This is a genomic window from Gordonia sp. (in: high G+C Gram-positive bacteria) (assembly GCF_047606305.1).
Lineage (GTDB): Bacteria > Actinomycetota > Actinomycetes > Mycobacteriales > Mycobacteriaceae > Gordonia.
In genome coordinates, this window is sequence record NZ_JASGER010000035.1 from 13,904 (window position 1) to 35,324 (window position 21,421).

Here is a 21,421-nt window from a genome sequence, read left to right on the forward strand (position 1 = left end):
CGTCATGCGCATCGGAGTGATCGACGGCGACGGCATCGGACCGGAGATCGTGCCGGTGGCCCTGTCGATCGCGACGGCCGCCGCCGACACGGTGGGGCTGACACTCGAGCCGGTGCCGCTGACCATGGGGCGGACGGCCATCGACGACCACGGTGACCCGCTGCCGGAGGAGACGCTGACCGCGCTCGACGGCCTCGACTGCTGGATCCTCGGGCCGCACGACTCGGCCGGCTATCCCACCGAGTTCCGCGGGCACCTGACGCCGGGGGCGGTGATCCGCAAGCGCTACGGCCTGTACGCGAACCTGCGGCCCGCCCGCGCCTACCCGGGTGTGCCGGCCACCGCGCCGGACATCGACGTGCTCGTCGTGCGGGAGAACAGCGAAGGGCTCTACGCCGACCGCAACATGGCCGTGGGATCCGGTGAGTTCATGCCGACCCCCGACGTCGCCCTGGCCGTCGGCCTGATCACCCGGGCGGCCTCCGAGCGGATCGCGCGGGTCGCCTTCGAGCGGGCCCGCCGGCGCCGCAAACACGTGACGGTCGTGCACAAGGCCAACGTCCTCACCCTGACCACCGGGCTGTTCCGCGACGCCTGCCTCGACGTGGCGCGCGACTACCCGGACGTCGTCGTCGACGAGCAGCACGTCGACGCGATGGCCGCGTTGCTCGTCCGGCGGCCGGGGGATTTCGACGTGATCGTCACCGAGAACCTCTTCGGCGACATCCTCTCCGACCTCACCGCCGAGCTGGCCGGTTCCCTCGGTCTGGCGGCCTCGATCAACGCCTCCGACGGGCAGGCGATGGCTCAGGCCGCCCACGGCGCCGCGCCGGACATCGCCGGGCGGGACCGGGCGAATCCGGTCGCCCTGATCGAATCGACGGCCATGCTGCTCGACTGGTGGTCGCAGCGGGAGGGCGACGAGCGGGGAACCGCGGCGGCCGGTCTCATCCGCGGCGCCGTCGCCGCGACGTTGGCCGACGGCCGGGCCACCCCGGACCTGGGCGGAACGCTGGGCACGGTGGCCTTCGGGACCGCGGTGCGCGGGCGAATCGGCTAGGCGTCGGCCGCGTCGAGCCGCGCGGCGACGTCGGCGGGGAAGCCGCCGGTCGCGATGGGGCTCCAGCGCGTCGGGGTGATGCGGATCAGTGATTTGCCCTGCAGCCGCATCGCGGCCCGGTACTCGTCCCAGTCGGAGTGCTCGCCGGCGATGCAGCGGAAGTAGTCGACCAGACCGTCCTCGGCCTCGGGCATGTCCAGGACTTCGGCGGTGCCGTCGACCTGGACCCATGCGTCGTTGAAGCCGTCGGACAGCACGCAGACACTCACGGTGGGAGTTCGCTTGGCGTTGACCGTCTTGGCCCGGCCCGGATAGGTGGCGATGACGATGCGCCCCTGCTCGTCGACGCCGGCCATCACCGGGGACATCTGGGGTGTGCCGTCGGCGCGGGTCGTGGCCAGGATCATGGAGTGCCGCGGCCGGATGAACTCCAGCAGTTGGTCCCGGTCGGCGGTGGTGTTCGTCGCTACGGTGCGTGCCATGGCTTCCACGGTAGCGCCGGGAGATCAGACGGGTTTGTGGCAGCAGAAGATCGCGGTACCGGGGAAGTAGGCGCCGCGCAGCGGCGACCACTGGCCCCATTCCTGCTCGAAGCCCTCGGGCCACTCCGGCTCGACGACGTCGTCGAGGATCAGCCCGGCGGCGCGGATCTCCCGGACCCGGTCTCCCATGGTGCGGTGGTGCTCGACGTAGGTGATCGCGCCGTCGGCGTCCCGCTCGGAGTAGGGCGTGCGGTTGAAGTAGGGGATCGCGACGGTCAGCCCGCCGCGCCCGGGGTCGTCGGGGAACATCCAGCGCATCGGGTGGTTGACCGCGAACACCCACCGGCCGCCCGGCCGGAGGATGCGCGCGACCTCGGCCATGACCCCGGCCGAGTCGGCGACGAACGGGACCGCGCCGAAGGCCGAACACGCCAGGTCGAAGGATGCGTCGGCGAAGGGCAGGTGCTCGGCGGTCGCCTGGACCAGCGGCACGCGGCGCTCGTCGCCCGCCATCGAGGCCAGGCCGTGCGCCAGCATGCCGCGGGACAGGTCGATGCCGACCGGGTGCGCGCCGTGGGCGGCCAGCCACCGCGAGCAGGGCGCCGAGCCGCAGCCGATCTCCAGGACGGTCTTGCCGGCGATGTCGCCGAGCAGGCCGATGTCCTCCTCGCGCAGGTTCTCCGGGCACCAGACGAAGTCGCCGCCGGGCTTCTCCACGCCCAGGAACCGGCCGTGTTCGTCGTGGTAGGCGTCGGCGTCGCCGTCCCACCAGCCCCGGTTCGCGCGATCACTGGTGGAGGAGTCGACCGGACCCAGGACGGCCGGCGGCCGGACGTGTTCGTCCATCAGCAGGCCCGACCGGGCAGGACGGTCTCGGTCGTGGTGTCGCCGTTCCACAGGCGGAGCCCGGCGGCGACGGCCTCGCGATCGGGGCCGTCGGACAGGAGCGCCACCGCGGAGCCGACCTGCTCCATCGTCAACCGACGGGCCAGGGTCACATGAGGTGTCCAGCGGCCGGGCCGGCAATGATCCTTCTCGCCGTGGAGGTGCCCGTCGGCCAGGCGCAGCACGGTGGCGTGGATCCCGAGCAGTTCGGTCGACGGCACGACGGCGCGTGCGAGGGTGAATCCGCCCCGGGCGCCGCCCTCCCCGTGACTGAACACGATCGGTGAGCCCAGGCGCACGCTGATCGGAAGGCGCTGGGCGACGGGGGCCAGGGCGGCTAGGGCACCGGGTGCGACGGCATCGGCGGCGACCAGGGTCACGTGCGGGCGCTGATCGGCGTGCGGAGTGCGCAGCCCGGCGCCGGCCAGACGGTTCACCTCGTCGATCACGAGGGCGTCGGCGACGTCGTCGAAGACCAATTCCAGCGAATGGACCACCAGGGGGCTCCTTCCGGGGCGCCGGGACTGCATTTGTGCAGGACAGTGGCCCTCGCGTAGTGTTTAAGGGGCGTGTGACCACAGGCAAGTCATCTTGCCGGACTCACATTGTTGACCAGCGCATTTGGTCGCTGGGTGACCGCAAACCACAACCTGTACCTACTAGATACCTGTCCGGAGCAACCCAACACATGTCGTCCCCCACTATCTCCTCGCCGCAAGTAGCCGTCAACGACATCGGCTCGGCTGAGGATTTTCTCGCCGCCATCGACTCGACGATCAAGTACTTCAACGACGGCGACATCGTCGAAGGCACCATCGTCAAGGTCGACCGCGACGAGGTCCTGCTTGACATCGGTTACAAGACCGAAGGCGTCATCCCCTCCCGCGAACTCTCCATCAAGCACGACGTCGACCCCAGCGAGGTCGTCAACGTCGGCGATGAGGTCGAAGCCCTGGTCCTCACCAAGGAGGACAAGGAAGGCCGTCTCATCCTGTCCAAGAAGCGCGCCCAGTACGAGCGCGCCTGGGGCACCATCGAGGAGCTCAAGGAGAAGGACGAGGCCGTCAAGGGCACCGTCATCGAGGTCGTCAAGGGCGGCCTGATCCTCGACATCGGCCTGCGCGGCTTCCTGCCCGCGTCGCTGGTCGAGATGCGCCGCGTCCGCGACCTCCAGCCGTACATCGGCAAGGAGATCGAGGCCAAGATCATCGAGCTCGACAAGAACCGCAACAACGTGGTGCTTTCGCGCCGCGCGTGGCTCGAGCAGACCCAGTCCGAGGTCCGCAGCGAGTTCCTGCACCAGCTCCAGAAGGGCCAGGTCCGCAAGGGCGTCGTGTCCTCCATCGTCAACTTCGGCGCCTTCGTCGACCTGGGCGGTGTCGACGGCCTGGTCCACGTGTCCGAGCTGTCCTGGAAGCACATCGACCACCCGAACGAGGTCGTCACCGTGGGCGACGAGGTCACCGTCGAGGTCCTCGACGTCGACCTGGACCGCGAGCGCGTCTCGCTGTCGCTCAAGGCGACCCAGGAAGACCCGTGGCGCCAGTTCGCCCGCACCCACGCGATCGGTCAGATCGTGCCGGGCAAGGTCACCAAGCTCGTCCCGTTCGGTGCGTTCGTCCGCGTCGAGGAGGGCATCGAGGGCCTCGTCCACATCTCCGAGCTGGCCGAGCGCCACGTCGAGGTGCCGGACCAGGTCGTGGCCGTCGGCGACGATGCGCTCGTCAAGGTCATCGACATCGACCTGGAGCGTCGTCGGATCTCGCTGAGCCTCAAGCAGGCCAACGAGGACTACACCGAGGAGTTCGACCCGTCGAAGTACGGCATGGCCGACAGCTACGACGAGCAGGGCAACTACATCTTCCCCGAGGGCTTCGACGCCGAGACCAACGAGTGGCTCGAGGGTTACGACGAGCAGCAGAAGGCCTGGGAGGCGCGTTACGCCGAGGCCGAGCGTCGTCACAAGATGCACACCGCCCAGATGGAGAAGTTCGCGAAGGCGGCCGCCGAGGCGGAGAACGCCCCGAGCGACTACTCCTCGTCGACCGGTGACGCCAAGGAAGGCGCTGTCGAGTCCGGTGCCAGCGGTTCGCTGGCCAGCGACGAGCAGCTCGCCGCGCTGCGCGAGAAGCTCGCCGGCAACTCCTGACGCCGTCAGACACAGCGAAGCTCCCCGGTCCGAATGGGCCGGGGAGCTTTGTCTTGCCGGCAGCCCGATCCGAGCCACTGGTTGGTGTTACCCGACGAGAAAATCCCCCAAAACGGACGCAAGACCGAGTGGGGCGAGGGTCGTCGATCGTGTGGTTTTCATTCGGTTAGCGTAGCCAAGGTTCTCTTAGCGCAGGCAATACTTGCTGGTAGAGGCCGTTTTTCGCACCTATCATCGTCGGTATGAAGATGACAGCAGAACTCGAGAAGGCCTTCACCAAGCAGATCGTCAAGGAGTTCGAGTCGGCGATGCTCTACCGCCAGCTCGCGATCGAACTCGAGCTGATGGACCTCCCCGGAATCTCCAAGTGGCTCAAGAGCCATGCGGCCGAGGAGCTGACCCACGCCGACAAGCTCATCAAGCACCTCACCGACCGCGACAACCACCCGGTCATCGGCGACATCAAGACGCCGAAGGTGAAGGTCACCAGCGTGACCGAGACCTTCGACGTGGCGCTCGAGGCCGAGCGGGACGTGTCGCAGGCCATCCGCGACCTGTACACGGCCGCCGACAAGGCCCACGACATCGACTCGCGCTCGCTGCTCGACTGGTTCGTCAACGAGCAGATCGAGGAGGAGGCCACCGTGAGCGAGATCCTCGGCCGCGCCCGCCTCGTCAACGAGGACGGCTCGGGCATCCTGCGCCTGGACGCCGAGCTCGGCGCCAGCGCCTGAACCACCTGAAATAGCCCTCAGGACCGACGGCCCGCCCGCTCCCTCACGGAGCCGGCGGGCCGCCGCATTTCTCCTAGACTCGAGACCATGACGGGTACCGCGCTGATCATCGTCGACGCCCAATACGACTTCTGCGAAGGCGGGTCGCTGGCGGTCACCGGCGGGTTCGACGTCGCCGATCGGCTCGCGCGGGCGCTGCACGACGAGGAGTTCCTCGCGCGATACGGCCTGGTGGTCACCACCCAGGACTGGCACATCGACCCGGGCGAGCACTTCGCCCGCGACGGCGAAGAGCCCGACTTCCAGGTGTCCTGGCCGGTGCACTGCGTCGCGGGTTCCGAGGGGGCGCGGATCATCGCCGACCTCGACGAAGAAGTGTCCCGGATCGACACCGTTCCGGTGATCCGCGTCTTCAAGGGCCACTACAGCGCGGCCTACTCGGGATTCGAGGGCCGGACCGAGGACGACGAGTTGCTCGTCGACCGTCTGCGGGCCCTGGGCATCACCGCCGTGGACATCGCCGGAATCGCCACCGACTTCTGCGTCAAACAGACGGCCCTCGACGCGGCCGCCGCCGGATTGCACACCACCGTGCTGCGCGACTACGCGGTGGGAATCGATTCGGCCGCCGTCGAGGAGCTGCTCACCACGGGCTTCGCCGACGCCGGGGTCGCCGTGCGCTGACCGGGTTTGCCACACTGGTGGGCGTGATTCGAGTCGGACTGACAGGTGGCATGGGTGCGGGCAAGTCGACCGTCGCCACGAGCTTTGCCGATCGGGGCGCGTACCTGATCGACGCGGACAAGATCGCCCGCGAGGTGGTGGCCGCCGGCACGCCGGGATTGGCCGCGCTGGTCGAGGCCTTCGGGGAGGACGTCCTGGGCGCCGACGGCGAACTCGACCGCCCGGCGCTCGCGGCGAAGGCCTTCGCCGACGACGAGTCGCGCGGGAAGCTCAACGCCATCACCCATCCGCTGATCGGTGCGCGCACCAACGAGCTGCTGCAGGCGGCGCCCGAGGACGCGATCGTCGTGCAAGACATCCCGCTGCTCGTCGAGAACCACACCGCACCCTTCTTCCATCACGTGGTGGTCGTGAATGCCGACGTCGAGACCCGGGTGCACCGCCTGGTGACCTCGCGCGGTCTCGACGAGGACGATGCTCGGGCCCGCATAGCCGCCCAGGCCACCGAAGAACAGCGCCGCGCGGTCGCCGACTCGTGGCTGGACAACTCGGGCACCGCCGACGAGCTTGCCGCCAAGGCCATCGACCTGTGGGCGCAGCGCCTCGTCCCGTACGAGGTCAACGTCCGTACCGGCGTCGTCGCCGAGCCCCTGCCCGAACTGGTGGCAGACGACCCGAATCCGGCTGCTCTGGGCCCCCGGCTCACCAACCGACTGTGGGCGATCGTCGGCGACAAGGCGACCAGTGTCGCCGTGACCGCGGCGGATCCGGTGACCCTGACGGTCACCGCCCGCGACGCCGAGGCCGCAGCGGCACTGCCCGAACTGCTCTCGGCGGGCGGCTTCCCGGCCGATCGGAAGGGCGGACACGGCTCCGCGGATCCGGGCAGGCCGGCGCGGGTCGTCGTGGCGATCGGCTAGGACCCGCCGCGATCGAGCCAGGTCAACGGTTCGCCGACCTGCTCGTCGAGCCACGCCTGGACGTCGTCGCCGTGCCGCGCGGCCCCGGTCAGCGCGCGGACAGCCGTTTCTACGGCGCGGGTGCACTGGTCGACCGTGAGGTGCCCGGCCGCCTGCGCGTCGAAGAGCTCGTCGACGTCGACCAGCTCCAGTGGCCGTCCGGTCACATCCACCAGATCGAGGTACCAGTCGGTCGCATGCCAGCGGCCCTCGTCGTCGGGGCCGGTGAATTCACCGACGTCGAGGTAGAGGCGCTGGCCGGGTCGATAGTCGGCGTCGCGGAAGTGGAAGACGTTGGCCCGCAGGCCCAGGAACGGCAGCAACCAGCTCTCCAGGTGCTCGAATCGCGGGTGGTCGGCGGTGCGCGACATGTACAGCCCATAGTCGGTGGCGCGATAGGCCGCCACCGGGCGCACGAACCCCTTGTTGTCGGTGTTGGTCAGTGCGGGCACGTCGAAGACCTCGACCTTGGGAGGGTGCGCGGCGTCGCTCATGCACCCAAGCTAGCGGCAGCGGCTTGTCGGGGGTCGCGCCTATCCTGGAACCCATGGCGTTCCCCGCAGAGAAACCGGTCCTCGCGCACTCCGAGTTCCGCCCGATCGGTGAGATCGAGCGGTCCGACAAGCGCTTCGAGGTCGTCAGCGAATACGAGCCCGCGGGGGACCAGCCGGCCGCGATCGCGGATCTGAAACGCCGGATCGACGAAGGGGAGCGCGACATCGTGCTGCTCGGCGCGACCGGCACCGGCAAGTCGGCGACGACGGCCTGGCTGATCGAGCAGGTGCAGCGCCCGACGCTGGTCATGGCGCCCAACAAGACGCTGGCCGCCCAGCTCGCCAACGAGCTGCGGGAGATGCTGCCTAACAACGCCGTCGAGTACTTCGTCTCCTACTACGACTACTACCAACCCGAGGCGTACATCGCGCAGACGGACACCTACATCGAGAAGGATTCGTCGATCAACGACGATGTGGAGCGCCTGCGCCACCGAGCGACCTCCAGCCTGCTGTCGCGCCGCGACGTCGTGGTGGTCGCGTCGGTGTCCTGCATCTACGGCCTGGGCACCCCGCAGTCCTACCTGGACCGGTCGGTGGAGATGTCGGTCGGCGACGAGGTGGACCGCGATGCGCTGCTGCGCTTGCTCGTCGACGTGCAGTACACGCGCAACGACATGTCGTTCACCCGCGGCAGCTTCCGGGTGCGCGGCGACACCGTCGAGATCATCCCGTCCTACGAGGAGCTGGCGGTCCGGATCGAGTTCTTCGGCGACGAGGTGGAGGCGCTCTACTACCTGCATCCGCTGACCGGTGACGTCGTGAAGCAGGTCGAGAAGGTCCGCATCTTCCCGGCCACCCACTACGTCGCCGGGCCCGAGCGCATGGAGCGGGCGATGAAGGGCATCGAGGCGGAGCTGGCCGAGCGGCTGACCGAGTTGGAGAACAAGGGCAAGCTCCTAGAGGCCCAGCGGCTGCGGATGCGCACCACCTACGACCTGGAGATGATGCGCCAGGTCGGGTTCTGTTCCGGCATCGAGAACTACTCGCGGCACATCGACGGTCGTGGGGCCGGGTCGGCGCCGGCGACGCTGATCGACTACTTCCCGGAGGACTTCCTCCTGGTCATCGACGAGTCGCACGTGACCGTGCCGCAGATCGGCGCGATGTACGAGGGTGACATGTCCCGCAAGCGCAACCTCGTCGACTACGGGTTCCGACTCCCGTCGGCGGTCGACAATCGTCCGCTGACCTGGGACGAATTCGTCGACCGCATCGGACAGACGGTCTACCTCTCGGCGACACCCGGCCCGTACGAGCTGGGACAGAGCAACGGCGAGTTCGTCGAGCAGGTGATCCGCCCGACCGGCCTGGTCGACCCCAAGGTCGTGGTGAAGCCGACCAAGGGACAGATCGACGACCTGGTCCACGAGATCCGCGAGCGCACCGAGCGCGACGAACGCGTGCTGGTCACGACGCTGACCAAGAAGATGGCCGAGGACCTCACCGACTACCTCCTCGAGCTGGGGATCCGCGTGCGGTACCTGCACTCGGAGGTCGACACGCTCCGCCGCGTCGAGCTGCTGCGCCAGCTGCGCCTGGGCGAGTACGACGTCCTGGTCGGCATCAACCTGCTGCGCGAGGGCCTCGACCTGCCCGAGGTGTCACTCGTGGCGATCCTCGACGCCGACAAGGAGGGCTTCCTGCGCAGCACCACGTCGCTGATCCAGACGATCGGCCGCGCGGCGCGGAACGTGTCCGGCGAGGTCCACATGTACGCCGACAAGATCACCGACTCGATGCAGAACGCGATCGACGAGACCGAACGGCGCCGGGCGAAGCAGATCGCCTACAACGAGGAAAAGGGCATCGACCCGCAGCCGCTGCGGAAGAAGATCGCCGACATCCTCGACCAGGTGTACAGCGAGGCCGACGACGAGGTGGCCGTCGGCGGTTCCGGCCGCAACGCCAGCCGCGGCCGCCGTGCCCAGGGCGACAACCCGAAGGGGTCGAGCAGTGCCGGGGTCATCGAGCGCCGCGACGTGTCGGCGATGCCGCGCGCCGAGCTGGCCGACCTGATCACCCAACTCACCGATCAGATGATGTCCGCCGCCCGCGACCTGCAGTTCGAGTTGGCCGGGCGGTTGCGCGACGAGATCGCCGACTTGAAGAAGGAACTGCGCGGAATGGACGCCGCGGGGATCAAATAGTCGCGCTGAACACACTGGGACCAACTGGGACCCTGCGCGGGTGAGAATCCGATAGGGTGCTTACGAATCGCGAAACTGGAGGGAATGGTCAATGACCGCATACACAACCGTGGTCGTCGGTACCGACGGCTCGGAATCCTCGATGAAGGCCGTCGATCGCGCCGGCGCGATCGCCGGTGAGTCGGCGACGCTGGTCATCGCGTGCGCCTACTTCCCGAACGAGGGCCGCGACGTCAACGCGATGTCGGACGTGCTCAAGGAGGAGGCCTACCAGGTCCACGGCTCCGCGCCGACCGAGGAGATCCTCCGCACCGCCAAGGAGCGCGCGAACGCCGCCGGTGCGAAGCTCGTCCAGCAGCGCCCGATCAAGGGTGCGCCGGTCGAGGCGCTCTTGCAGTTGGTCGTCGACGTGAAGGCCGACCTGCTGGTCGTCGGCAACAAGGGTCTGAACACCCTGTCCGGCCGCCTGCTGGGCTCGGTGCCCGCCGACGCCGCTCGCAAGGCCGACGTCGACGTGCTCATCGTCCACACGACGTAGCACTCAGCTTTCCTCTTGCCACCCGGGTAGGTCCGCCAACTCGGGTGGCAAGTCGCATTCTGCGACGACGACGAGGCGCTGCGTGGCACGCGTGAGCGCGACGTAGAGGTTCCCCGCACCGTGCCGGCCGGCCGCGATGATGGACGACGGCTCGACGACGATCGTGTTGTCGAATTCGAGCCCCTTGCAGCCGGTGACCGTGTGGACCACGACGTCGGGGTGTCCCTCCAACGCCTCCACGGCGGTCTCGTAGTCGTCGTCGGCGACGATCAGCCCGGTGAGACCGTCCCAGTCGGCGTCGATCGCGATCTTCACCGCATCCAGGACCGACCGCCCGAACGGCGCACGCACGGCCACCGGGTCGATCCCGTTGGACCGCAGCGAGGTCGGCGGCGTGAGGTCGGGGTTGATGCGCGCCAGCAGACGCGCGGCATAGGTCATGATCTCGGCCGGGGTCCGGTAGTTCACCGTCAACTCGTGCAACTGCCACCGCCGTGCCACGTACGGCTCGAAGACCGCATCCCAGGACGAGGCGCCCGCCGGGGCCGAGGTCTGGGCGGTGTCGCCGATGACCGTCATCCACCGGTTCGGGATGCGGCGCATCACCATGCGCCACGCCATCGGGGACAGCTCCTGCGCCTCGTCGACGATGACGTGGCCGAAGGTCCACGACCGGTCCGAGTGGGCGCGTTCGGCGGTCGTCAGGTGTTGGGTCACCGTGTGGCGGGCGGCGAGCTGCTCGGCGTCGATGAGGTCGTAGGCCATGAGGATCTCCGGATCGATCTCGTCCTCGAGGTCCTGGGGAGCCGAGCCGGTCAAGATGTCCAGGGCGTCCTGTGCCTCGGCCAGCTTGGCGCGCCACGCGGCCTTCTGTGCCGCCTCGTCCTCGTCGGTGCCCGCCCCGATCAACTCGGCGATCTCGTCGAGCAGCGGGACGTCGTCGACGGTGATGGGTGCGCCGGGCACCCGCTCGAGCGCCGCGCGGTCCTCGTCGGACCAGCCGCGTGTGGCCGCGCGAATGGCGGCCGGGGAGGTCAACAGGTCGGTCAGCACCTGCTTCGGCTCGAGGCGCGGCCAGAAGGCCAGCACCGCGCGCACCAGGTCCTCGTCGTCGCGCATCTCGTCGCGGATATCGGCGATCTCCGAGCCCGACAGCATCTGCGAGCCGTCGAGCAGCGAGGATCCGATGCGACCCGCATAGGCGCCGGCCAGGCCGTACAGCGCCGAGCGGAGGAACTCGCGCTGCGCCTGGTTGTGTGCGCGCCGGGTGCTGCGCGCCTTCGAGCGGGCCCGCTTGACCAGCTCGGCGTCGATGCTCAGCGGATAGCCGTCGAATTCGACGACGACGGGTTGTTTCGGCAGTGACTGGTAGGACCGCACGTGGTTCTTGAGGACGGGCAGGATGTGCGTCGAGCCCTTCAGCGCGGCGGCCGCGGGGGAATCGGTCTCGGCGGTGTCGACGCCCGGCAGCAGGTTGCCGATGGTCGTGAGCAGCACCCCCGTCTCGCCCAGCGACGGAAGGACCTGCGAGATGTACCGCAGGAACTCGGCGTTGGGGCCGATGATGAGCACGCCACTGCGGGCCAGGAGGTCGCGGTGGGTGTACAGCAGATAGGCCGCTCGGTGCAGCGCGACGGCGGTCTTGCCGGTGCCCGGGCCGCCCTGCACCACGGTGACCCCGCGGTGGGTCGACCGGATGATGAGGTCCTGTTCGCGCTGGATCGTCTCGACGATGTCGTTCATCTCGCCGGTACGCGCAGCATTCAGCGCGGTCACCAGCGCCGTCTCGTTGACGACGTCGCCCCGCGTCAGCGCCGCTCCTGCGGCCGGATCGACGGAACCGTCGAGGACCTCGTCGTTGACCGCGCGCACCTGCCGGTTGCCCGTGCGGATGTGGCGCCGCACCCGGACACCGTCGGGGTCGGCCGGCGTGGCCAGGTAGAACGGGCGGGACAGGGGAGCGCGCCAGTCCAGCAGCAGCGTCGTGTCCTCGTCATCGTCGTCGAGGACGCCGATCCGACCGATGCGCCGCGTTTCGGGCTGCCCGTCTCCGTCGACGTCGAGTCGGCCGAAGTACAGGTTGTGCTCGGCGGCGTCGAGTTTGGCCAGGTCGTCGACGTAGAGGCGCTCGTAGGACTCGCGCTCCGATTGTGCCTGCGGGGTGCCGCCGCTCTCGGCGAGCGTCTCGCGCAGGCGGCGGTTGGTCGTGCTGCGCATCCGGTCGATGCGCCCGTACACCGCGTCGAGATGACGCTGCTCGTCGGCCATGCGCGAATCAGGATTCACAGTTGATCCAGTGTACGCGTGTCGCCCACCCGCAGCAGTGCGACAGTAATGACAATGATTATCATTAATCCATGGCAGACGACGAGAAGATCAACGGTCTCAAGAATTCACTCCTGGACGCCGTGGCGGCGCAGCTCGCGTCGCCGCACGGTGTTCTCGGACGCACCGTGGTGCCGCGGATACTCGATCGCGGCAACGCGGCGATGATCGCCGCGACGGCCGATGCCCTGGCACTGTCCGACGGGAACGCGGCCGCCGACGTCGGGTTCGGCGGCGGTGCGGGCATCCAGGCTTTGCTGACGGCAGTCGGCCCCGACGGGAGGGTGGTCGGCTGCGACCGTTCGCCCGACGTGATCGCGCGCGCCGAGTCCCGGTTCGCCGAGGCGCTGCGCGCCGGGCGCCTCACGCTCGCCACGGATATCGGCGAGCTGCCCGCCGGCGGCCTGGACGCGCTGATGTGCGTGAACACGATCTACTTCGTCGACGACCTCACCGCATTCCTCGCCGCCGCGGCGCATGCGGTGCGCGGCGGCGGTCGGGTGGCCGTCGGGGTCGGGCGGCCGGAGGCGATGCGTCGGATGCCGTTCACGCGGTCGCGCTTCACCATCCGGGAACTCGACGAGATCACCCGTTCGGCGCGCGACGCGGGCCTGGTCGAGGGGGCACACACGACCGGCGGCGACGGCGGTTCGGCCTTCGACGTGCTGGTCTTCACCCGTCCCTGACGGCGGTTCACCAACCCCGCTCGCGCCACTGCGCGAGTTCCGGGCGCTCGGCGCCCAGGGTGGTGTCGTTGCCGTGGCCCGGGTAGACCGCCGTGTCGTCGGGGTAGACGTCGAACAGCTTGGTCGTGACGTCGCCGAGGAGGCGCTCGAAGTCGCCCGGCTGCCAGGTCTTGCCGACCCCGCCCGGAAACAGGCAGTCGCCGGTGAACAGCTGCACCGACAGTGGGCCGGCGGCGTCATCGCTGCGATCGCGCAGGGCCAGCGCGATCGATCCCTCGGTGTGGCCGGACAGGTGCACGGCCGTGAGCGTCAGGTTGCCGACGGTGATCTCGTCCCCGTCATCGAGCAGCCGGTCGGGTGTGACGGGCAGGTCCTTGGCGTCCGCGCGCCCGGCCATGGTGGGGACGCCTGTGGCTTTGACCACTTCCTCCAGCGCCTGCCAATGGTCGAAGTGGCCGTGGGTGGTGAGGATGCCGCGCAGCGTGCCGGGGAGGCCGTCGAGGAGCGCGAGCAGCGCCGGGGCGTCGTTGGCGGCGTCGACGAGCAGCTGGTCGCCGGTGTCGGTGCAGGTGAGGACGTAGGAGTTGTTGTCCATCGGGCCGACCGACATCTTGGTGATCGTCGCGTGGTCGGTCGTGCGACGCATCGGGTGGTGCGGACCGGTCACCGATCCGGTGTACGCGTCGTCAATGGGGCTAATCGTCGTCATGGATCCCACGGTAGCCGCGGGCGGCCGACGATTTGTCCCGGCGCCTAGACTTGGAGGAGTTGTCAGAGGTCGCCGGTATATGTGGACGCGACTGGCTCGACAGGACTACCGGACACCGTGAGGAAGCTTGGCTGTGGTTGATCGTTTGATCGTGCGCGGGGCGCGCGAGCACAACCTTCGGGGCATCGACGTCGACCTGCCGCGCGACTCGCTCATCGTGTTCACCGGCCTGTCCGGTTCGGGCAAGTCGTCGCTGGCCTTCGACACGATCTTCGCCGAGGGACAGCGGCGGTACGTCGAGTCGCTGTCGGCCTACGCGCGACAGTTCCTCGGGCAGATGGACAAGCCGGACGTCGACTTCATCGAGGGGCTGTCGCCGGCCGTCTCGATCGACCAGAAGTCGACCAACCGCAACCCGCGGTCGACGGTCGGCACCATCACCGAGGTCTACGACTACCTGCGTCTGCTGTACGCGCGCGCCGGCACCGCGCACTGCGCCGAGTGCGGGGAGAAGATCGCCAAACAGACCCCGCAGCAGATCGTCGACCAGGTCCTCGCGATGGAGGAGGGGATCCGCTTCCAGGTCCTCGCGCCGGTCGTGCGCTCGCGCAAGGGGGAGTTCGTCGACCTGTTCGCCGACCTGCAGACCCAGGGCTTCGCCCGGGCACGGATCGACGGCAAGGTCTATCCGCTGACCGAACCGCCGACGCTGAAGAAGCAGGAGCGCCACGACGTCGACGTCGTCGTCGACCGCCTCGCGGTCAAGGCGTCGGCCAAGCAGCGCCTCACCGACTCCATCGAGACCGCACTGCGGCTGGCCGACGGAATCGTCGTGCTCGACTTCGTCGACGTGGACGAGGGCGAGGAGAATCGGGAGCGGCGCTTCTCCGAGAAGATGGCCTGCCCGAACGGGCACATCATCGCGATCGACGACCTCGAGCCGCGGTCCTTCTCGTTCAACTCGCCCTACGGCGCCTGCCCGGCGTGCGACGGCCTGGGCGTCGCCAAGGTCATCGACGAGGAACTGGTCGTGCCGGACCCGGACCTGTCGATCGCCGAGGGCGCCGTTGCGCCGTGGTCGGCGGGTCACAACGCCGACTACTTCCTGCGTTTGATGGGCGGCCTGGCCGACCAGATGGGCTTCGACCTCAATCAGCCGTGGCGCAAGCTGCCCGCGGCCGCCCGCAACGCGATCCTGAACGGCAGCGAGCACCAGGTGCACGTGAAGTTCCGCAACCGCTACGGCCGGACGCGGTCGTACTACACGGAGTTCGAGGGCGTGATGGCCTTCCTCGAGCGCCGCTCGGAGCAGACCGAGTCCGAGGCGATGAAGGAGCGGTACGAGGGGTACATGCGCGACGTGCCGTGCTCGGCCTGCGGTGGCGCCCGCCTGCGCCCGGAGATCCTCGCGGTCACCCTCGACTCGAAGGAGTTCGGGCCGAAGTCGATCGCGCAGGTCAGCGCGTTGTCGGTGGCCCAGTGCGCCGAATACCTGGGCAGCATGTCGCTGGGCGCCCGCGAGGAGGCGATCGCCGGCCGCGTCCTCAAGGAGGTGCAGGCCCGCATCCGCTTCCTGCTCGACGTCGGCCTCGAGTACCTTTCGCTGGCGCGCGCCGCCGGTTCGCTGTCCGGTGGAGAGGCGCAGCGCATCCGCCTGGCCACCCAGATCGGCGCCGGACTCGCCGGTGTCCTGTACGTCCTCGACGAGCCGTCGATCGGCTTGCACCAGCGCGACAACCGGCGGCTCATCGACACATTGGTGCGGCTGCGCGACCTGGGGAACACGCTGATCGTCGTCGAGCACGACGAGGACACCATCCGCGCCGCGGACTGGATCGTCGACATCGGTCCGCGTGCCGGCGAGCACGGTGGAAAGGTCGTGCACAGCGGGAGCTACGACGGGCTGCTGGCCAACACCGAGTCCCTCACCGGCGCCTACCTGTCGGGCCGCGAGACCCTGCCGGTGCCGGAGATCCGCCGCCCGGTGAGCAAGCGCAAGGAGATCACGGTCGTCGGGGCCAGCGAGCACAACCTGAAGGACATCGACGTGGCCTTCCCGCTCGGCGTGCTCACCGCCGTGACCGGCGTGTCCGGATCGGGGAAGTCGACCCTCGTCAACGACATCCTCGCCGCGGTCCTGGCCAACAAGCTCAACGGCGCCCGGCACGTGCCCGGCCGGCACAAGCGGGTCAAGGGGCTGGACCACCTCGACAAGCTGGTGCAGGTCGACCAGTCTCCGATCGGCCGGACGCCGCGGTCCAACCCGGCCACCTACACCGGGGTCTTCGACAAGATCCGCACCCTCTTCGCGGCCACCACCGAGGCCAAGGTGCGCGGCTACCAGCCGGGCCGGTTCTCCTTCAACGTCAAGGGCGGCCGCTGCGAGGCGTGCACCGGTGAGGGAACCATCAAGATCGAGATGAACTTCCTGCCCGACGTCTACGTCCCCTGCGAGGTCTGCCACGGCGCCCGGTACAACCGGGAGACCCTCGAGGTGCACTACAAGGGCAAGACCATCGCCGAAGTCCTCGACATGCCGATCGAGGAGGCTGCCGAGTTCTTCGAACCGGTCACGTCGATTCACCGATACCTCAAGACCCTTGTCGACGTGGGGCTCGGATACGTGCGGTTGGGGCAACCGGCCCCGACGCTGTCCGGCGGCGAGGCCCAGCGCGTGAAGTTGGCCGCCGAGTTGCAGAAGCGCTCCACCGGCCGCACCGCCTACATCCTGGACGAGCCGACCACCGGGCTGCACTTCGAGGACATCCGCAAGCTCCTCGACGTGATCAACGGTCTCGTCGACAAGGGCAACACCGTGATCGTCATCGAGCACAACCTCGACGTCATCAAGGCTGCCGACTGGATCATCGACATGGGTCCGGAGGGCGGCGACGGCGGTGGAACGGTGATCGCGCAGGGCACACCCGAAGAGGTGGCCGCCGCGCCGCAGAGCCACACCGGGACGTTCCTCGCCGAGGTCCTCGAGCCCGCGGGTGTGGCCCGGGTCGGTTAGATCAGACCAGCTTCTCGCCGGGGCCTTCGCCGTCGGCGTCGGGGAAGGCGCTGGCCTCGCGGAAGGCGGCCTGCAGGCCCTTCACACCGTCGCGGATCGGATTGGCGTGCAGGCCCAGGTCGCCGCGCGAAGCGTCGAAGAGACCGGCGAGCGCGGTGATGAGCTTGCGCGCCTCGTCGAGGTCGACGTCGTCGGCGTTCGCCCCCTCGGCCAGGCCCAGCTTCTCGGCGGCCGAGCTCATCAGCATGACGATGGCGCGGGTGATGACCTCGATCGCCGGAATCTCGCCCAGGTCGCGGACGTCCGCGGGGGATTCAGCAGAGTCGCGGACCTGTTCGGGCTGGTCCGGCGTCGAATAGGAGTCCTCGGTCATGACTGTTAGACTGTCACAGTGCGACCGCCTCGGGTAACCGGGGCAGGCAAGTGGAGTTCCGCTCCCACCGTGCGACGCGACAGCAGAGATGCGACGGCAGTTTCACGGTCCGGCACACGCCTTCGGCGGAGCAATCCGTTCGTGCGGCGTGGTGTCCGGTCGGCATCGGAGCCCTCGAGCAATGGTCTGACGACCATCCTCGTAGGGCTTTCTTGTTGAGGCAGTGGCCCCTGTCTTCCCGCGAATCCAGCGGCGGTCGACGAAGAGACGACCTACCAAGGAGGCCCCATCAGCACTGAGACTCGCATCAACGAGCGCATCCGCGTCCCCGAGGTCCGACTTGTCGGACCGAACGGTGAGCAGGTGGGCATCGTGCGCGTTGAGAATGCGCTCCGACTGGCCGAAGAAGCCGATCTGGACCTGGTGGAAGTCGCGCCGGACGCGCGACCGCCGGTCTGCAAGATCATGGACTACGGCAAGTTCAAGTACGAAGCAGCGCAGAAGCAGCGCGAGTCGCGTCGCAACCAGCAGATGACCGTCATCAAGGAGCAGAAGCTCCGCCCCAAGATCGACGACCACGACTACGAGACCAAGAAGGGTCACGTCATCCGCTTCCTGGAAGCCGGATCGAAGGTCAAGGTCACGATCATGTTCCGCGGTCGTGAGCAGTCGCGACCCGAACTCGGCTTCCGCCTCCTGCAGCGGCTGGGCAACGACGTCGCCGAATACGGCTTCATCGAGACCAACGCCAAGCAGGACGGGCGCAACATGACGATGGTCCTGGCCCCGCACAAGGGTGCCAAGACCCGCGCCAAGGCCGCCACGCAGACGACGCAGCCGGCGAAGACTCCCGACGAGTCGCCCGCCGACGCCGAATAGCCGGCCACAGACCGAATACCCGGACACGAGTCCGGGCCGATGAACAGGAAGTACCCATGCCAAAGGCAAAGACCCACAAGGGCACCGCGAAGCGATTCAAGGTGACCGGCAGCGGCAAGATCGTCCGCCAGAAGGCGAACAAGCGCCACCTGCTCGAGCACAAGTCCTCGAAGCAGAAGCGCGCCATGGACGGCACCGTCGTCGTCTCTGACAACGACGCCCCGCGCATCAAGCGCCTGCTCAACGGCAACGGCTAGTCCAGCCCCACCACCGACCGACCAGACTGAAGTAAAGAGGTTCCGACATGGCACGCGTGAAGCGGGCAGTAAACGCTCAGAAGAAGCGTCGCACCACCCTGGAGGCGTCGAAGGGCTACCGCGGACAGCGCTCGCGCCTGTACCGCAAGGCCAAGGAGCAGCAGCTCCACTCGATGACCTATGCCTACCGCGACCGTCGTGCGCGCAAGGGCGAGTTCCGCAAGCTGTGGATCTCGCGCATCAACGCCGCGGCCCGCGCCAACGACATCACCTACAACCGCTTCATCCAGGGCCTCAAGGCCGCTGGTGTCGAGGTGGACCGCAAGGTGCTCGCCGAGATCGCCGTCAGCGACCCGCAGGCCTTCACCGGCCTCGTCGAGGTCGCCCGCAAGGCGCTGCCGGCCGACGTGAACGCGCCGGCTGCCTGATCACGGCACCACGCCGAACCGACCCGCGATGGATGTTCTGACCGAACGCTCATCGCGGGTCGTTTCTTTTGCCAAACTCCATCGCGCCGCCGCCCGCCGCGACCAGCGCCGCTTTCTCGTCGAGGGGCCCAACGCGGTGACCGCCGCGATCGAGACCGGGCGTGCGGAGATCGTCCTCGTCGGTGAGGACGACGCCGAGCGCCACCGCGAGGTGCTGAGGGGCGCCGGCGACGCCGGTCTCGACGTCCTGCTCCTGTCCGATCGCGCCGTCGCCAAGTTGGCCGACGCGACGACGCCTCCCGGTGTCTTCGCGGTCTGTGAGTTGTTCGACGTACCGCTCGTCGACGTCCTGACCGACCGTCCGACGCTGGTGGCGGTCGCCGTCGAACCGTCCGAGCCCGGCAACGCGGGCACCATCATCCGGTGCGCCGATGCGATGGGTGCCGATGCCGTCGTCTTCCTCGGTGACGCCGTCGACCCGCACAACGGGAAATGCGTCCGCGCCAGCGCCGGCAGCGTCTTCCACCTCCCGGTGACGCGGGAGCGTTCCGTCGACGACGGTCTGGCAGCCCTGCGCGACGCGGGATTGACCCTGCTCGCGACGACCGCCGACGGGGAGCTGCCGCTGCCAGAGGCGGGGGAGGTGCTGGCCGAGCCGACCGCCTGGCTGTTCGGCAATGAGGCCCACGGGCTGTCCGACGCTGTTGCGGCGGTCGCCGATCACCGGGTGTCGATCCCCATCAAGGGCCGTGCGGAGAGCCTGAATCTGGCCACCGCCGCCGCGATCTGCCTGTACGAGAGCGCCCGCGCGCAAGGCTGAGCCCGGTTAGAAGGGTGGGTCGCCGTCGGCCGCGTGGTGCCTGCGGTTGGCCTGGCGCTCTGCTCGTCGGCGGTCGTGTTTGGCTTGGGTTCGGTTGCGGGGCGGGTCTCGATACACCGACCTCGCGGGCTGTCGACCACCGGTGGGGGTGTGCCAGTGGAGGCTGTTGATGCCCGGGAAGAGGTCTTGGTTGGTTTCGGCGGGGCCGGGGAAGTGGATGCCTTCGGGAGAAATCACCTCGGTGACCACACGGCCGTCGGCCGTGCGGTACTGGTCGTCGAGCCAGCCGTCGCCGAAGGTCTTCAAGTTGTGGTGCATGCGGCACTTCACCGCCAACCCGTCTGCAGTGGTTTGGCCGCCGATCGAGGGGTTGGTGTGGTCGTATTCGTCGATGTGGTCCAGATCGGCCTGCCAGGCGGGCTTGTCGCATCCGGGGGCGGTGCAGTAGCCGTCGCGGGCGCGCACCGCGGTGTCGAGGGCGGTGGAGGGCCGGTAGGGATCGGACGGGAGATGGGTCGGCAGCGACACGGTCTTGTTTGATGCGCCGCCCTGGGGGATGAGCGGGCGCACGACGGTGTCGTCACGCCGCAGGATGTCGCGCAGGTGCGCGGCGGAAATGACGCCGTGTTCGTCCATGAAGGCGGGTTCGTCGTTGCGGCCGTCGACGGTGGCCTGTTCGGCGACGACGTGGACGAGGACTTTCCCGGCGGCCACGGCCCGATTCTGCTGGCCGGCCAACCACGCGGCCATGGTGTCGGGCTCGGGAATCCGGGCGTCGCACTCGTCACTGCCGCATTCGCATTCGAAGCGGGTGCCGGTGACCAACGCGAAGAGGGCGTCGCTGCTGCGGGCATCCCGCGAGCGGGGATCGCGGGCACAGGTCCTCTCGGCCAATGCGAGGACGCCGGTGTAGGCGATGGCCGCATTCTCCGCGGTCATGGTGGCACCCAGGGTGGCCATCCCATCGGCTCCCGGCACGATCCACGCGCAGCGCGAGTCGGTCGCATTGTCCCGGCGCCGCCGCACAGAGTCGGGATCGTGGCGGAAGATGATGCGGTCCACCATGTCCCGCAACCGCTTGCCCGACCACACCCCGGCCGCGTGTCGCAATCGTGCGGCGATGGCGGTATCGACCGCGGGTGCCCAATCCTGATCGCCGACGAGTTCGGTGCGCGAGACGGCGATGTGGAACTGAGCGGGACTGAGCAACCCGTCCCGCAAACACAGGCCGACACCGGGGAGGCGGTCACGCATGGCGATGGCATCGGACAGCCATTTGTCGGCCTGCGATTGGGTGATGCCCTGGCTCATGGCGATCCGGGCGGCGCACTGCATCTCCACGTCCAGCATCCGCGCTCCACGGGCCGAGGGCGCAGGGTCCCCGGTGAGGGACAGGTGGGTGTGCATGGCGCCGATTTCGCGGTATTCGGCCCAGGCGATCATCGCCTTGGCGCGGCCGGTGCTGACCAAGGTGTCGAGGGTCCAGTCGGGTTCGCCGACGGTCACACACATCGCCGCGTCCAGGGCGTGGGCGCAGTCGGTCCAGCGGTCCCAGTCGCTGTCCTCCCACTCGTCGGCACCGGGTTCCACCAGGGGTGGAAGCTCGGTGCCGAGGGTGGTTTCCATGCTGTCGATTCTATCCGAACATTAGTTCTATTGCAAGGGTGAAACAGCTGGTCAGGAGGCTATTGGTACTGCTGTTCACCAAGGTTCACCACAGTGGCGGATGAGGTTGG

At 68.6% G+C, this 21,421-nt stretch carries 21 protein-coding genes; 13 read left to right on the plus strand and 8 right to left on the minus strand.

Features of this window, described 5'->3' with window-relative positions; translation table 11 throughout:
• Positions 1-4: 4 nt before the first annotated feature.
• Entirely contained in the window at positions 5-1,060 is a 1,056-nt protein-coding gene (locus QM634_RS05375; protein ID WP_415041740.1) for an isocitrate/isopropylmalate dehydrogenase family protein, read from the plus strand.
• On the opposite strand, the gene QM634_RS05380 is transcribed toward QM634_RS05375, so the two are convergent.
• The 3 genes from QM634_RS05380 to QM634_RS05390 are packed head-to-tail and all read right to left on the minus strand — an operon-like array spanning position 1,057 to position 2,924.
• Entirely contained in the window at positions 1,057-1,542 is a 486-nt protein-coding gene (locus QM634_RS05380; RefSeq protein ID WP_415041741.1) for a PPOX class F420-dependent oxidoreductase, read from the minus strand. The genes QM634_RS05375 and QM634_RS05380 overlap by 4 nt on opposite strands.
• A gap of 24 nt (positions 1,543-1,566) precedes the next feature.
• Positions 1,567-2,388, minus strand: coding sequence for a class I SAM-dependent methyltransferase (locus QM634_RS05385; protein ID WP_415041742.1), 822 nt, complete (start codon positions 2,386-2,388; stop codon positions 1,567-1,569).
• Entirely contained in the window at positions 2,388-2,924 is a 537-nt protein-coding gene (locus QM634_RS05390; RefSeq protein WP_415041743.1) for a 2'-5' RNA ligase family protein, read from the minus strand. The genes QM634_RS05385 and QM634_RS05390 overlap by 1 nt, the downstream gene beginning before the upstream one ends.
• 191 nt (positions 2,925-3,115) lie before the next feature.
• On the opposite strand from QM634_RS05390, the gene rpsA reads away from it, so the two are divergent.
• The 4 genes from rpsA to coaE all read left to right on the plus strand — a co-directional run bounded on the left by rpsA (position 3,116) and on the right by coaE (position 6,914).
• Entirely contained in the window at positions 3,116-4,576 is a 1,461-nt protein-coding gene (rpsA, locus tag QM634_RS05395) for a 30S ribosomal protein S1 (RefSeq protein WP_415041744.1), read from the plus strand.
• Positions 4,577-4,818: 242 nt separating this feature from the next.
• Positions 4,819-5,310, plus strand: a complete 492-nt coding sequence (locus QM634_RS05400) for a ferritin (protein WP_415041745.1) — start codon at positions 4,819-4,821, stop codon at positions 5,308-5,310.
• A gap of 87 nt (positions 5,311-5,397) precedes the next feature.
• Positions 5,398-5,994 carry an isochorismatase family protein gene (locus QM634_RS05405; protein ID WP_415041746.1) on the plus strand — a complete coding sequence of 199 codons (597 nt, stop codon included), beginning with the start codon at positions 5,398-5,400 and terminating at the stop codon, positions 5,992-5,994.
• A gap of 23 nt (positions 5,995-6,017) precedes the next feature.
• The gene (gene coaE / locus QM634_RS05410; protein WP_415041747.1) at positions 6,018-6,914 is read left to right on the plus strand and encodes a dephospho-CoA kinase; all 897 of its coding nucleotides are present in this window, start codon (positions 6,018-6,020) and stop codon (positions 6,912-6,914) included.
• Here the strand turns inward: coaE and QM634_RS05415 are convergent.
• On the minus strand, positions 6,911-7,447 hold the full coding sequence (locus QM634_RS05415) for a DUF402 domain-containing protein (RefSeq protein ID WP_415041748.1): 537 nt from the start codon (positions 7,445-7,447) through the stop codon (positions 6,911-6,913). The genes coaE and QM634_RS05415 overlap by 4 nt on opposite strands.
• Positions 7,448-7,500: 53 nt before the next feature.
• Between QM634_RS05415 and uvrB the strand changes: the two genes are divergently transcribed.
• Together uvrB and QM634_RS05425 are read left to right on the plus strand one after the other, a co-directional pair.
• On the plus strand, positions 7,501-9,657 hold the full coding sequence (gene uvrB / locus QM634_RS05420) for an excinuclease ABC subunit UvrB (RefSeq protein WP_415041749.1): 2,157 nt from the start codon (positions 7,501-7,503) through the stop codon (positions 9,655-9,657).
• A gap of 91 nt (positions 9,658-9,748) precedes the next feature.
• Positions 9,749-10,195, plus strand: coding sequence for a universal stress protein (locus QM634_RS05425; RefSeq protein WP_415041750.1), 447 nt, complete (start codon positions 9,749-9,751; stop codon positions 10,193-10,195).
• A 3-nt stretch (positions 10,196-10,198) separates the two neighbouring features.
• On the opposite strand, the gene QM634_RS05430 is transcribed toward QM634_RS05425, so the two are convergent.
• Positions 10,199-12,463 carry a HelD family protein gene (locus QM634_RS05430; protein ID WP_415041774.1) on the minus strand — a complete coding sequence of 755 codons (2,265 nt, stop codon included), beginning with the start codon at positions 12,461-12,463 and terminating at the stop codon, positions 10,199-10,201.
• 89 nt (positions 12,464-12,552) lie between these two features.
• Here QM634_RS05430 and QM634_RS05435 point away from each other — a divergent pair, with 89 nt between their 5' ends.
• Positions 12,553-13,206, plus strand: coding sequence for a methyltransferase domain-containing protein (locus tag QM634_RS05435; RefSeq protein WP_415041751.1), 654 nt, complete (start codon positions 12,553-12,555; stop codon positions 13,204-13,206).
• 7 nt (positions 13,207-13,213) lie between these two features.
• Here QM634_RS05435 and QM634_RS05440 read toward each other — a convergent pair whose 3' ends face one another.
• The gene (locus QM634_RS05440) at positions 13,214-13,915 is read right to left on the minus strand and encodes an MBL fold metallo-hydrolase (RefSeq protein WP_415041752.1); all 702 of its coding nucleotides are present in this window, start codon (positions 13,913-13,915) and stop codon (positions 13,214-13,216) included.
• Positions 13,916-14,048: 133 nt separating this feature from the next.
• Here QM634_RS05440 and uvrA point away from each other — a divergent pair, with 133 nt between their 5' ends.
• On the plus strand, positions 14,049-16,928 hold the full coding sequence (uvrA, locus tag QM634_RS05445; protein WP_415041753.1) for an excinuclease ABC subunit UvrA: 2,880 nt from the start codon (positions 14,049-14,051) through the stop codon (positions 16,926-16,928).
• A gap of 1 nt (position 16,929) precedes the next feature.
• On the opposite strand, the gene QM634_RS05450 is transcribed toward uvrA, so the two are convergent.
• On the minus strand, positions 16,930-17,301 hold the full coding sequence (locus tag QM634_RS05450) for a DUF1844 domain-containing protein (protein WP_415041754.1): 372 nt from the start codon (positions 17,299-17,301) through the stop codon (positions 16,930-16,932).
• A 288-nt stretch (positions 17,302-17,589) separates the two neighbouring features.
• Here QM634_RS05450 and infC point away from each other — a divergent pair, with 288 nt between their 5' ends.
• The 4 genes from infC to QM634_RS05470 are packed head-to-tail and all read left to right on the plus strand — an operon-like array spanning position 17,590 to position 19,685.
• Entirely contained in the window at positions 17,590-18,180 is a 591-nt protein-coding gene (gene infC / locus QM634_RS05455; protein ID WP_415041775.1) for a translation initiation factor IF-3, read from the plus strand.
• 56 nt (positions 18,181-18,236) lie between these two features.
• Positions 18,237-18,437: a 50S ribosomal protein L35 gene (gene rpmI, locus QM634_RS05460; RefSeq protein WP_415031214.1), complete on the plus strand. Its 201-nt coding sequence runs from the start codon at positions 18,237-18,239 to the stop codon at positions 18,435-18,437.
• Between the two features lie 47 nt (positions 18,438-18,484).
• Positions 18,485-18,865: a 50S ribosomal protein L20 gene (gene rplT, locus QM634_RS05465; protein WP_415031215.1), complete on the plus strand. Its 381-nt coding sequence runs from the start codon at positions 18,485-18,487 to the stop codon at positions 18,863-18,865.
• Between the two features lie 28 nt (positions 18,866-18,893).
• Positions 18,894-19,685, plus strand: coding sequence for a TrmH family RNA methyltransferase (locus QM634_RS05470; RefSeq protein WP_415041755.1), 792 nt, complete (start codon positions 18,894-18,896; stop codon positions 19,683-19,685).
• A 6-nt stretch (positions 19,686-19,691) separates the two neighbouring features.
• On the opposite strand, the gene QM634_RS05475 is transcribed toward QM634_RS05470, so the two are convergent.
• Complete coding sequence (locus QM634_RS05475; protein WP_415041756.1) at positions 19,692-21,311, minus strand: DUF222 domain-containing protein; 1,620 nt, start codon at positions 21,309-21,311, stop codon at positions 19,692-19,694.
• Positions 21,312-21,421 lie beyond the last annotated feature (110 nt).